We start from the raw sequence: 12,346 nt of genomic DNA, 5'->3' as shown, positions 1-12,346 counted from the left end.
CCCGGTTCAATCGTGAGCCCGTTTTGCCATCTTACCGGGGGCAACCACCCCAGACAGCCATCATCTGATAAATATGACATGGGGTGATCGCGCCGCGATTACCCCATGTTTTGCGATAACGACATGCTTAAAAACAAAGAGCTAAAGCGCAAGGAGCGAATCTAAAAGATCGCGACGCGCTTTAGCGCTCGGTGGCTTCCTCGGCGCTTGCCTCGATCCGCTCCATGTCCTCGTCGCTCAGCCCGAAATGGTGGCCGATCTCATGGATCAGGACATGGGTGATGATATCGCCGAGCGTCTCGTCGTTTTCGGCCCAGTAGTCGAGGATGGGACGGCGATAGAGGCGGATGCGGTTCGGCATCTCGCCGGTTTCCACCGTGAAGCGTTCGGAAATGCCCCTGCCCTCGAAAAGACCGAGCAGATCGAAAGGGGTTTCCAGCGCCATGTCCTCGAAAACGTCGTCATCGGGAAAATCCTCGATCTCGATCGTGAGGTTGGTCGTCAGCCGCCGGAATTCATCCGGCAAATGGCTGTAAGCCTCCATGGCCAGCGACTCGAAAGTGCTGATCGTCGGCGCATGGCGGTCTCGCCAATCATCGCTCTGGTCTATGCGGGCCATGAATATTCCTTCCTTTGCGGGCCCATATAGAACCTTTATCGCCGTTTTTCGAGTGTGGAATCAAAGGCAGGAATAAATTCATATAAAATGGTTGTTGACTCTTCTCCGGCTCTCTGGAATCCATAAGAACATAACAGGAACAAGACGGATCGGAGTAACGCCATGGCGCAGAACGCCCTGGCGCGCGAGCGGCTTTTTGCGCTCCGCGAAACCATCGCCAAACTGGAAGGAAAACCCGCGCCGGCGCTTGCGGCAGCGGAGCGGGAAGCCTTGGCATCGGGCAAGGAGACGAGGCAGGCTGCGCAGTGCAATGGCCGCGGACTTCGGCTGCCGTTCGGCGTGACCTCGCTCGACGAAGCGATGGAAGGCGGTCTGCCGCTCGATGCGATCACGGAAATCCGTTCCAGCCTTCTTCGGAATGCAGGAGCCGCCTGCGGCTTCGCGCTCGCCGCCGCGGCTCTGTTGCAGCGGCTGGAGGAGAATGACGGCGATCGTTCGCCGATACTCTGGATCGGCGATACGATCTCGACGATGGAGGCCGGTCTTCCCTATGCGGTGGGCCTGCAGGATTTCGGCCTGCGGCCGGACTGTTTCCTGTTTGCTTTGCCGCGCAAGCTCGAAGAGGCGCTCTGGCTTGCGGAAAGCGCGGTGGAAAGTGGCGCCTTTTCGGTGGTCATCCTGGAGATCAGGGGCAATCCTGCGCATTTCGGCCTGACCGAGAGCCGGCGGCTCGGTCTGCGCGCCAAGGCGGCCGGCCGGCCACTCTTCCTGCTTCGGCAGGCGGGGGAGGAGGAGGCAAGCAGCGCCGTCTTCCGCCTGCTGGCCGAACCCGCGCCATCCGGCATGCGGTCCCTGCCGAATGGATCGCGGCTTGCCGGCAGCATCGGCAATCCGGTTTTTCGTCTCAGCCTGGAGAAGAGCCGCAACCCGGCTCCGCTCTCCCTTCTTCTGGAGTGGAACCCCCATGAACGTCAGTTTTTCCCCGTCGGCGAACCAAGGCACGCTCTTACTCCAGACGAGCGGTCAGCGTATCCTGGCGCTCAGTTTTCCGCATCTACCGACAGACAGGATCGCCCGCAAAAAATGGGGACTTTCCTGGCGTTCGAAAGGGCGTCCTGAAGCCGCGCCGATCGTCTGTGCCGGAAAGCACGAGAATGCCATGCGGCTGACGGCGCTTGATGAGGCCGCGGAAGCCTTCGGCCTGAAGAAGGGCCAGGGTGTCGCGGAAGCCCGCGCCATGCATCCGAAGCTCGATATCGTCGAGGAAGATCCGGCCGCCGACGCACGGCTGCTCGAAGCCATCGCCGACTGGTGCGACCGCTATACGCCTTTGGTGGCGATCGACGGACGGGATGGGCTCTTCCTCGACATCAGCGGCTGCACCCATCTTTTCGGCGGCGAGAGAGCGCTGCTGAGGGATATTCTCATGCGGCTTTTCCATATGGGGCTGGATGTGCGCGGCTCGATCTCCTCTTCCCCAGGTCTTTCCTCGGCCGTCGCCCGGTTCGGCAATGGCGGCGTCGTCGAAGACGAGGAGATGGAGGATGTGCTGGCGCCGTTGCCGGTTGCCGCACTTCGGCTGAACGAAGAGATCGTGGCATCGCTGAAGAAACTCGGGCTGAAATATATCGGCGATGTCATGAACGCGCCGCGGGCGCCGCTGACCCGTCGTTTCGGGGCAAGCCTGCTTCTGCGGCTCGACCAGGCGCTCGGGCATGACGAGGAACCGGTTTCGCCGCGGCTGCCCGTCGCCAGCCTGTCGGCCGAGCGGCGCCTGGCCGAGCCGATCGGCACCGAGGAGGATATTCTCGCCCTTGCCGGCCAGGTCGCCATGTCGTTGAAACCATCCCTGGAAGCGCGCGGCGCCGGCGGCCGCGCCTTCGAACTCGTGCTCTTTCGGGTCGACGGCAGGGTTTTCCGGATTGCCGTCGGCGCTTCGCGGCCGCTCAGGGAGCCGAAGCGGATCGCGGATCTCTTTTCCCAGCGTCTGCAGGCTATTCATGACGATCTCGATGCCGGCTACGGTTTCGAGATCCTGCGGCTGAATGTCGTGCGTCATGAGCCCTTCGAAGCGACGCAGGGAGATTTCGACGGCGGCCGGCAAAGGGAAATTTCGCTTGCAGTCTTCGTCGACCGTGTCTCGGCCCGCCTCGGCGCGGACTGTCTGCAGGGTTTTCAGCTTCGCGAGAGCCATGTGCCGGAACGCGCGGTCGTCGCAAGTCCCTTGATGGAGGGTTTCCCCACGCATCGCAAAAGCGGAGAAAGCCGTCTCTCCCCCTCCCGCAGCGAGCGGCCCTTGCGGCTTTTCGCCAGGCCGGAACCGGTGGAGGCTTCGCTTGCCGAAGTTCCGGAAGGGCCGCCGCAAAGCTTCCGTTGGCGGCGCATGCAGCATCAGGTCTTGCGCAGCGAAGGTCCGGAACGCCTTGCCATGGAGTGGTGGATCGATGGCGCCGATGCCAGGACCCGTGACTACTTCCGGGTCGAGGACAATGCCGGTCATCGCTTCTGGATCTATCGAGAAGGCTTTTATGGCGAGGAGCCGCCGCCGCGCTGGTTCATGCACGGGGTTTTCGCATGAACAGGGCGCCTGCATTCTTCGAGATCGGTGCACGCACCAATTTCTCCTTTCTGGAAGGTGCTTCGAAGCCTGAGGAAATGGTGATGCAGGCTGCCATGCTGAAACTTTCCGGTCTTGGGATTGCGGACCGAAACTCGGTTGCCGGCGTCGTCAGGGCGTATGCGCAGGCGCAGGAGATCGAAGAGAAATTCAAGCGAAGGCATGAGAAGAACCTCGATGGGAAAGAGGAGAAAATTCTCGATCCGATCCGGATTCAACCGGGCGCCCGGCTCGTCTTTTCGGACGGGACCCCCGAAATCCTTGCCTATCCCCGGAACAGGCGGGGATGGGCGCATCTCTGCCGTTTGCTGAGCGCGGGAAACCTGCGGGCGGAAAAAGGCTCCTGCCTGCTTTACGAGGCGGATATCATGGAATGGGGAGACGAGATGATGCTCGCCCTCGTCCCCGATCCGTCGGTTGCCGGCAAAATTGCCGGTGAGCAGGAATTGGCGGCCTGTCTCGAACGGTTCCGGGAACGCTTCGGCGAGGCATTTCATATGGCGCTGGCGCCTGCCTATGACGGCCGCGACCGTCAGGTTTTCGCAGCACTTTCCATGATCGCCGCCCGCAACGCTATTCCTGTCGTCGCGACCAATCAGCCGCTCTATCACCATACCGCCCGGCGCCCGCTTTCCGATATCGTCATCTCGATCCGGGAGCATGTGCCGATTGCCGAGGCAGGTTTTCTTCTTGCCTCGAATGCCGAGCGCTATCTCAAGGATTCACGTGAAATGGCCCGCGTCTTCCGGGATTATCCGGAGGCGATCGCCAATACTCAGGTGTTTTTCGGCAGGCTTTCGTTTTCGCTGGATGAACTCAAACACAATTATCCGCCGGAAAACGACCCCGGCGAAACGCCCTATGAAACCCTCGAACGATTGACGAGGACAGGGGCTGCGAAGCGTTATCCGGATGGCGTCCCTTCCGAGATCCAGGCTCAGATCGACTATGAACTCAATCTCATCCGGGAGAAGCAATACGAGCCGTATTTCCTGACGGTCCACAAGCTCATTCAGCATGCGCGTTATGAATTGAAGATCCTGTGCCAGGGTCGCGGTTCCGCGGCCAATTCGGTCATCTGCTACTGCCTTGAGATCACGGAAGTCGATCCGACCAAAAGCACATTGCTCTTCGACCGTTTCATCTCGATGGACCGGGACGAGCCGCCTGACATCGATGTGGATTTCGAGCATGACCGGCGCGAAGAGGTCATCCAGCACATTTACGGGAGATATGGCAGGGAGCATGCCGGGCTGACGGCTGGCGTCACCACCTATCGCACCCGTTCGGCCGGCCGCGAAGTCTCCAAGGCTTTCGGGCTCTCGGAGGATGTCCAGTCGGCGATCAGCAGCCTGGTCTGGGGCTGGTCGGAGGATAATCTGTCGGAGCGCGATGCCAAAGCGGCCGGGCTCGATATTGCAGACCCGGTGACCCTGAACGTTCTGCGCTATGCCTCCGAGCTTCTCGGCTTCCCGCGTCATCTCACCCAGCATGTCGGCGGTTTCGTCATCACGCGGGACCGGCTCGACGAGGTCGTGCCGATCATGAAGACGGCGATGCCGGATCGCTACATGATCGAGTGGGACAAGGACGACCTCGACAATGTCAAGATCCTCAAGGTCGATGTGCTGGCGCTCGGAATGCTGACCTGCTTGAGGAAGGCTTTTTCACTGCTCGAACTGCATTACGAGGTGAAGAAAACCCTTGCCGATCTCGGCAACAGGGAACATGGGGACGAGGGCGTGCCGGTTTACGACATGATGTGCCGGGCCGATACGCTGGGCGTCTTTCAGATCGAAAGCAGGGCGCAGATGAGCATGCTGCCCCGACTGAAGCCGAGGCGCTTCTACGATCTCGTGATCGAGGTGGCGATCGTCCGTCCCGGCCCTATCCAGGGCAACATGGTTCATCCCTATCTCACTCGCCGGGAGCAGTCGCATTCGCCCGATTTCAAGATCGAATATCCGAAAGACGAGATGATCCCGATCCTCAAGCGGACGCTCGGCGTCCCGCTCTTTCAGGAACAGGCCATGCAGATCGCGATCACCGCGGCAGGATTCTCACCTGCCAAGGCCGACCGTCTGCGCCGCTCGATGGCGACCTTCAAGCGGTTGGGAAAGGTGAACGAGTTCAAGGACGATCTGATCAACGGCATGACCGGGAGAGGTTATCCGAAGGAGTTCGCCGAACGCTGCTTCAGCCAGATCGAAGGCTTCGGCGAATACGGCTTTCCGGAAAGCCATGCGGCTTCCTTCGCCCTCCTGGTCTATGCCTCGTCCTGGATCAAGGCCTATTATCCCGACGTCTTCTGCGCTGCCATGCTCAATTCGCAGCCGATGGGTTTTTATGCGCCGGCCCAACTTGTCCGCGACGCCAGGGAGCATGGGGTCGAGATCCTGCCGGTCGACATCAACAGATCCGATTGGGATTGCCATCTCGAAGAGGCGGTGTTCGACAGGAATGCCGTCGACAGCCGGCATGCCGATATGCGCGGCATCATCAAGACGAAGCGAGCCGTCCGCCTCGGTTTCCGGCAGGTCAAGGGCCTGTCGGAGAAAGCGCTGGAAGGCCTTCTCGCCAACAGGGGCAATGGCTATGGCTCGGTTCGTGATCTCTGGCTGCGATCCGGTCTCGACAGGGCCGATATCGAGCGGCTGGCGGATGCCGATGCCTTCGGTTCGATCGGCCTGTCGAGGCGCGAGGCGCTCTGGGCCGCAAGGGCGCTGGATGCGAAATATGCGCCCGAGACATTGCCGCTGTTCGATCAGGTGAACCATATCGACCTTCAGGTCGAACCGAAGGCCCGTCTTCCTGACATGCTGGCGGGCGAGCAGGTGATCGAGGACTATCGCTATCTCTCATTGTCGCTGAAAGCGCATCCGGTCTCCTTCCTCAGAGAGGAATTCCGCAAGATCGGCATCACGCGCAATGTCGATCTTCTCAGAGTGCCGAACGGAAAGAGGGTGACGATCGCGGGGCTTGTCTTGGTGCGCCAGCGGCCGGGATCGGCCAAGGGTGTGATCTTCATGACGCTGGAGGACGAGACGGGGGTCGCCAATGCCATCGTCTGGAGCAAGATATTCGACAAGTACCGGGCGGTCGTCATGGGCGCCCGGCTCGTGAAAATCCGCGGCAGGCTGCAAAGCCATAGCGGCGTGATCCATACCGTCGTCGAGCATATCGAGGACATGACGCCGGCGCTCGGCATCCTGCAACGCGAGGCCCGCCGTTTCGGCGCCTGCGAACGGTCGGACGAGGTGTTGAGACCAGGCGGCGACCAGCGGCAGGTCGTGGATGCGCGCAAAGGAGCGACATTGGAAAAACGAATGATTGCCGCAGGCCGCCAAACGGGCGTGGCGGAAACCGCCGAAGTCATGCCGCGCGGGCGGAATTTTCATTGAGGGGCATGCAGATCGGAATCGTGCGGGCGCGCCTTCATCATGTGCTGGTGTCTCCGTCCGGGAATCGCCGCCAATTTTAGAGAATCTGCAACAAGCCCGGCCTATCGCTGCTTCTCGATGGTGCCGGACTCGAATTTTTTCTTGACAGCCACCATCTTCTTTAGCAGAAAACACGATAGTCAGTGTCATGTTTGGAATGAAGACGTGCTTGTCTGCAGCTGCAATTATATAACCGACAAGGAAATCCGGGAGGTCATCACCGACCTTCTCGATCAGGATTGTTGGCAGCTTATCGTGCCTGCGAAGGTCTATCACGCCATGGAAAAACGCGGCCGTTGCTGCGGCTGTTTCCCCAATGTGGTCGACATCATTATCCAGACGACCGAGGAATATCACGCCCGTCGCCACTCGACGGAAGCCGAAATATTTGATTTCATGTCACGCTTGAAACAATTCCATGAGGAAAACAGGAGAGCGGACATTGAAAGGCGACAAAAAGGTCATCGAGCGGCTTAACGAGGCGTTGTTCCTCGAACTCGGTGCGGTCAACCAATATTGGGTTCACTACCGTCTTCTTGAGGACTGGGGCTACACCAAGCTCGCCAAGAAGGAACGCGCCGAATCCATCGAAGAGATGCACCATGCCGACCGGCTTGTTGCACGCATCATCTTCCTCGAAGGCCATCCCAATCTGCAGACCCTCGCGCCGCTACGCATCGGCCAGAACGTCAAGGAAGTTCTGGAAGCCGATCTGGCTGGCGAATACGACGCCCGCACGGCCTACAAGAAGTCGCGCGATATCTGTCATGAGGCCGGCGATTACGTTTCCATGAAGCTTTTCGAAGAGCTGCTGATGGATGAGGAAGGCCATATCGACTTCCTCGAGACCCAGCTCGATCTGCTCGAGAAAATCGGCGAAAGCAAATACGGCCAGCTCAACGCCGATTCCGCCAACGAAGCCGAATAAATTGCTAAAGCGCGTCGCGATCTTTCGGATTCGCTCCTTGCGCTTTAGGTCTTTGTTTTTAAGCATGTCGTTATCGCAAAACCGCCGCACACTTTTGCGCGACATGCTCTAGAAGATACCGGCCGTCCCGAACGGCCGGTATTGCCTATCTGACATCGCCGGACGCGGTCTGGTTTGCCGTAATCAGTCTTCCGATTGAAGCGTTGCCAGGTGCTGGAATTCGGCGATCACCTGGTCGTAGACGGCGCGCTTGAAGGGAACGATCAGCCCCGGCAATTCCCGCATCGGCTTCCACTCCCAGGCATCGAATTCCGGCTCGTGGCCGCCAGGCGGCGGATTGATGGCAATCTCGCTTTCGTTCCCGTCAAAGCGGAAGGCGAACCAGCGCTGCGTCTGGCCACGGAATTTTCCCTTCAATCCGATGCCGATCAGCTGCGGCGGCAGATCGTAGTTGATCCAGTCGCTCGCTTCGGCAAGCAGCGTCACCGTCCTGATGCCGGTCTCTTCGTAAAGCTCGCGGTAAGCGGCATCCAGCGGGTCTTCACCCTTGTCGATGCCGCCCTGAGGCATCTGCCAGAGCTGCGGCGAGCCGTCGAATTCCGAATTGCCGTCGGGGATGCGCCGTCCGGCCCAGACCAGGCCGTCACGGTTCAGGATCATCACGCCGACACAGGGGCGGTAGGGCAGATCTTCTGCTTTGACGGTCGCCTGGCTCATTGTCTTCTCCGTTCACGGATTCTGGGTTCAAGGATTCCGGGGATCACTGGTGAGGGCGGCGACACCGACGATCTCGATGCCGCGCATCGCCGCCTCCTGAGTCCATTTGGCAATGGCGTCGACGCTTTCATCGAAAGCCGAGGCGACGCCGATCGCCTGGCCGTTCTTGCGGGCGATGCGTTCGAGTTCATCGAGCTTCTGCAGGACGGCGTTGATATCGAGCTGGCCGTCGAGCTGCAGGTCGGCAAAGGCATAGGGCAGCTCGGTTCCCTTGGCGACATCAGCCGTCTTCGACTGCGCCGAGGTGCCGTCGTCGAGGAACAGCAGGCCGCGTTTGCCGATATCGCGCATCACGGGTTCCATGGCAGTGGGATTGGACAGGAAACGGCCGCCCTGATAGTTCATGACGCCGGTATAGTTGGTGATTTCGCCCATCGCCTTGTGCAGGTTTTCGATGTTTCGCGCCACCGGCTTCGACGTCAGCAGCGTTTCCGGACCGGGATCATTGGCCGGGTAATCAAAAGGTTCGAGCGGCACCTGCAGAAGAATTTCGTGGCCGCCGCGCCGCGCCTCCTGCATCCAGCGCTGCAGGCTGTTGCCGCTTGCGGCAAAGGCGAGCGTGATCTCCTCGGGCAGTTCGGCGATGGCGCGCTGCGTTCCGGTCTGGCTCAGCCCGAGGCCGCTGACGACGATGGCGATGCGAACACCGCGCGCGCCGGATGAGGGACGGGCATATTGGTCCATCGGCCGCCGGCCATCGGGACCGACGATCGGCAGCCTGCCAAAGGGTGTCTCTTCAAGCAGCGCTTCGTTGGGCTGGGCCGCCATGCGCGGATCCTGGCCGATCTGCATGGCGTCGACCAGGACCGGTCCGCTGCCGTCGCGCGGACGGGGACTGTATTTGGTGACGACCGAGCCATCGCCGGTGACCATCTGCTCGACATTGGCGCCCGAACGCGGCTCGGCGTGGGGCATGCCGTTCGCGGCCTGGCCGGCCGGGGCCTCAGATGGCGGTTGGGACGTTTGGGAAGGCGGCGTTGCCGCTTGTTCGGCCGGCGGCGGCGTGCGCTCGAGCCCGTCGCCAAGAAACGCCGTATAGAGGGAAAAGCCGCCTATCGCGAAAAGGCAAAGACTGGCGGCGATACGGCCCAGGCGCAAGATGCCCGGGCGCCGATTGCCGGTTTTGCGGTTGCGGCCGAGAGGCGCATGCAGGTCCGTTCCCAATTTTTTCGCCCGCTCCAAAACCGGGAAACAGCAGAAAGGTCCAAGGCCGGACGAGGTGCCCGGCCTTGGCGCGATGAATTACTTGGCGACGACGGCCTTGTCAGGGTTCGGCGGGAAGGCCGGATCGGTCTTCTTGCCGCGCAGGAGATCAAGCGCGTAGTTCAGCTGAACGTCATCCTTCGGGTCCGGCGGCACATAGGCGACGGAGCCCGAACCTTCGTCGGTCTCGCTCTGGCCCTTGATGTGGCCGCGCAGGCTGGATTCGCCCTCGGTCACCATCTTGCCCTGCAGTTCCTGCGGCAGCGGCTCTTCGACCTTGATGTCGGGCGTGATGCCCGTCCCCTGGATCGAGCGGCCGGACGGCGTGTAATAGAGCGCCGTGGTCAGGCGCAACGCGCCGTTTTCGCCGAGCGGGATGATCGTCTGGACCGAACCCTTGCCGAAGGAGCGCGTGCCGAGAATGGTGGCGCGGCGCAGATCCTGAAGGGCGCCGGCGACGATTTCCGATGCGGAAGCCGAGCCGCCGTTGATCAGCACGATAACCGGCTTGCCATCCGTCAGGTCGCCCGGGCCGGCATTGAAGCGGCGGGTTTCGTCAGGATTGCGGCCGCGGGTCGAAACGACCTCGCCACGCTGCAGCAGGGCATCGGAGACATTGATCGCCTGGTCGAGCAGGCCGCCCGGATTGAGGCGCAGGTCGAGGACATAACCCTTCAGCTTGTCGGCCGGAACGGTGTCCTTGATCTTCTTGATCGCCTTTTCCATGTCCGGATAGGTCTTTTCGGTGAAGGAGATGATGCGGAGATAACCGACATCGTCCTCGACGCGCGACTTGACGGCCTGGACGGCGACGACGTCACGGACGATCGTCAGCTCGATCGGCTTGTCGGCGCCCTTGCGGATCAGCGTCAGCTTGATCGGCGTATTGACGGCGCCGCGCATCTTCTCGACCGCGTCTTCCAACTTCAGGCCGCGCACGGACTGGCCGTCGATCTCGGAGATGTAGTCGCCGGCGAGAACACCGGCCTTGGCGGCGGGCGTATCGTCGATCGGGGTGATGACCTTGACGAGTTCGTCTTCCATGGTGACTTCGATACCGAGGCCGCCGAACTCACCCTTGGTCTGGGTGCGCATATCCTCGGCGTCCTTCGCATTCATGTAGCTGGAATGCGGGTCGAGCGAGGAAAGCATGCCGTTGATGGCGTTCTCGATCAGCTTGTCCTCGGCCGGCGGCGTCACGTACTGGGCACGCACACGCTCGAAGACGTCGCCGAAAATCGAGAGTTCCTTGTATGTGGAGGATCCGGCCGCTTCTGCCGGCACACCTGCCGAGTAAATGACGCTCATTGCGGTCGCACCCATCAATGCGCCGACCAGAACAAGAGAAGCCCTACGAATCATTGCGTGCCTTTCCAGTGTCTTTGGCGGTCCACCAAGGTCGGGAATCGACCGGTTTACCGTCTTTTCGAAATTCAATGTAAAGCGTTGGCCGGTCCGTTTCCAGCGCCAATGCAGTTGCGCTTGCCACTCTTTTCGCTCCCATCACGGCGAGCGGCTCGCCGGAGAAAACGAATTTTCCCTGACGGGTGTTGATCGTATCCATTCCCGAGAGAACCAGGTGATATCCGTCGCCCGTGTCGAGGATGATCATCTGGCCGTAACTGCGGAAAGCGCCGGCGAAAACCACCAGACCATCCGCAGGGGCGGTTACCACCGTCTCCGCATTGGTGGCGACGGTCATCCCCATGGCCTCGTGCCCGGTGCCGTCGGCGTCGCCGAACTGGCGCAGGATATCGCCGGCTACGGGCAGTTCCAATTTCGCCTTCAATTCTCCGAAGGGATATGCGGGCGCAATGCGGTTTTTATCGGGCACACCGCTGTCGGCCAGCGCCTTCGCCTGGGCCCGCTGCTCGTCCGTCAAGAGCCTGCGGTTCTCTTCCGCCTGGCGTGCGGCGGCGGCCGCATCGCGCACCGAGGCGATCTCGGATTCCATCGAGGCGACAAGGCCTTCGAGGCTGGTCGCTTTGCCCGCCAGCTCCTCCGAACGCTTCCTTTCAGCCTCGAGTTGGGCAGCGTTGCTGCGGCTGAGCTTGTCGTTTTCGGCCAGCAGCATATCCATGCGCCGCTCTTCCTCGATACCGTCCGTCATCGTCGAGGTCAGGGAGGCCTTTTCGGCTGTACTTGCGCTCTGCAATGCGGCGAGGCTTGCAAGGTCTGCGGCAAGCTTGTCGGTTTCCTTGCGGATGCCTGGCACGACGGCGCCGAGCAGGATGGCGCTGCGCACCGAAGCAAGCGCGTCGTCGGGGGTGACGAGCAAGGCTGGCGGCGGGTTGCGGCCCATGCGCTGGAGTGCTGCCAGCACCTCGGCCAGAAGGCCGCGGCGCTCATGCAGGGAGCGGCGGATGCCATCCTCCTTGACGCCGAGATCGGCAAGCTTCTTCTCGCTTTCGAGGATCTGTTTTTCGAGCCCCTTGCGGCGGGCGGCGGAATCGATCAGCGCCTGGCGGATGCTTTGCGTGCTCTTTTCCAGATTGGCGATGCTTTGCTGAAGCTCGCTCACCTTATCCGAGGAAAGGCTGATGGATTTCGACAGGGTTTCGAGCTCGGCGCGGGTCTGGTCGCGTTTGGCGGCGAGTTCGGCGGCCGGATCGGGCGGCGGCGGCGCGGCTGCCGGCGGGGCAGGGGATTGGACCGCTTCAGATGCGGCATCCTGCGCCTGAACGGAAAAGGGATTTCCCGAGATGACGACCAGCGCTGCACCAAAACCGGCCGCAATAGCCGGCAGGATCATGCGGTGTCGC

The 12,346-nt window shown here is 61.2% G+C and carries 10 protein-coding genes; 5 read left to right on the top strand and 5 right to left on the bottom strand.

Annotation, left to right across the window (positions count from 1 at the left end; genetic code table 11):
• Positions 1-181: 181 nt before the first annotated feature.
• Positions 182-619 (bottom strand): metallopeptidase family protein, encoded by a 438-nt coding sequence (locus ATY78_RS14370; RefSeq protein ID WP_088682997.1) that lies wholly within the window; start codon positions 617-619, stop codon positions 182-184.
• Positions 620-781: 162 nt separating this feature from the next.
• On the opposite strand from ATY78_RS14370, the gene ATY78_RS28870 reads away from it, so the two are divergent.
• The 5 genes from ATY78_RS28870 (at position 782) to bfr (ending at position 7,604) form a co-directional block, all read left to right on the top strand.
• Positions 782-1,738 carry a hypothetical protein gene (locus ATY78_RS28870; protein WP_245313578.1) on the top strand — a complete coding sequence of 319 codons (957 nt, stop codon included), beginning with the start codon at positions 782-784 and terminating at the stop codon, positions 1,736-1,738.
• Positions 1,650-3,197, top strand: a complete 1,548-nt coding sequence (locus tag ATY78_RS14365) for a DNA polymerase Y family protein (protein WP_280950445.1) — start codon at positions 1,650-1,652, stop codon at positions 3,195-3,197. Before ATY78_RS28870 ends, ATY78_RS14365 begins: the two co-directional genes overlap by 89 nt.
• Entirely contained in the window at positions 3,194-6,637 is a 3,444-nt protein-coding gene (locus ATY78_RS14360) for an error-prone DNA polymerase (protein WP_088682995.1), read from the top strand. The genes ATY78_RS14365 and ATY78_RS14360 overlap by 4 nt, the downstream gene beginning before the upstream one ends.
• Before the next feature lie 117 nt (positions 6,638-6,754).
• Positions 6,755-7,153 carry a (2Fe-2S)-binding protein gene (locus tag ATY78_RS14355; RefSeq protein WP_088682994.1) on the top strand — a complete coding sequence of 133 codons (399 nt, stop codon included), beginning with the start codon at positions 6,755-6,757 and terminating at the stop codon, positions 7,151-7,153.
• Complete coding sequence (gene bfr, locus ATY78_RS14350; RefSeq protein WP_064696427.1) at positions 7,119-7,604, top strand: bacterioferritin; 486 nt, start codon at positions 7,119-7,121, stop codon at positions 7,602-7,604. Before ATY78_RS14355 ends, bfr begins: the two co-directional genes overlap by 35 nt.
• 183 nt (positions 7,605-7,787) lie before the next feature.
• On the opposite strand, the gene ATY78_RS14345 is transcribed toward bfr, so the two are convergent.
• The 4 genes from ATY78_RS14345 to ATY78_RS14330 form a co-directional block, all read right to left on the bottom strand.
• Positions 7,788-8,321 carry an RNA pyrophosphohydrolase gene (locus ATY78_RS14345; protein ID WP_088682993.1) on the bottom strand — a complete coding sequence of 178 codons (534 nt, stop codon included), beginning with the start codon at positions 8,319-8,321 and terminating at the stop codon, positions 7,788-7,790.
• A gap of 27 nt (positions 8,322-8,348) precedes the next feature.
• Complete coding sequence (locus tag ATY78_RS14340; protein ID WP_088682992.1) at positions 8,349-9,545, bottom strand: divergent polysaccharide deacetylase family protein; 1,197 nt, start codon at positions 9,543-9,545, stop codon at positions 8,349-8,351.
• A 78-nt stretch (positions 9,546-9,623) separates the two neighbouring features.
• Positions 9,624-10,946: a S41 family peptidase gene (locus tag ATY78_RS14335; RefSeq protein ID WP_088682991.1), complete on the bottom strand. Its 1,323-nt coding sequence runs from the start codon at positions 10,944-10,946 to the stop codon at positions 9,624-9,626.
• Complete coding sequence (locus ATY78_RS14330; protein WP_088682990.1) at positions 10,936-12,336, bottom strand: murein hydrolase activator EnvC; 1,401 nt, start codon at positions 12,334-12,336, stop codon at positions 10,936-10,938. Before ATY78_RS14330 ends, ATY78_RS14335 begins: the two co-directional genes overlap by 11 nt.
• Positions 12,337-12,346 lie beyond the last annotated feature (10 nt).

The organism is Rhizobium sp. R635 (genome assembly GCF_002211285.1).
Lineage (GTDB): Bacteria > Pseudomonadota > Alphaproteobacteria > Rhizobiales > Rhizobiaceae > Rhizobium.
The sequence above is the reverse complement of the archived record's forward strand: the minus strand, read 5'-3'. Positions and strand labels throughout refer to the sequence as shown.

Excerpts from the sequence above, each read along its gene's own strand:
- ATY78_RS14370 (WP_088682997.1), bottom strand. The coding sequence starts at position 619 with ATGGCCCGCATAGACCAGAGCGATGATTGGCGAGACCGCCATGCGCCG.
- ATY78_RS28870 (WP_245313578.1), top strand. The coding sequence starts at position 782 with ATGGCGCAGAACGCCCTGGCGCGCGAGCGGCTTTTTGCGCTCCGCGAA.
- ATY78_RS14360 (WP_088682995.1), top strand. The coding sequence starts at position 3,194 with ATGAACAGGGCGCCTGCATTCTTCGAGATCGGTGCACGCACCAATTTC.
- ATY78_RS14355 (WP_088682994.1), top strand. The coding sequence starts at position 6,755 with ATGGTGCCGGACTCGAATTTTTTCTTGACAGCCACCATCTTCTTTAGC.
- ATY78_RS14345 (WP_088682993.1), bottom strand. The coding sequence starts at position 8,321 with ATGAGCCAGGCGACCGTCAAAGCAGAAGATCTGCCCTACCGCCCCTGT.
- ATY78_RS14335 (WP_088682991.1), bottom strand. The coding sequence starts at position 10,946 with ATGATTCGTAGGGCTTCTCTTGTTCTGGTCGGCGCATTGATGGGTGCG.
- ATY78_RS14330 (WP_088682990.1), bottom strand. The coding sequence starts at position 12,336 with ATGATCCTGCCGGCTATTGCGGCCGGTTTTGGTGCAGCGCTGGTCGTC.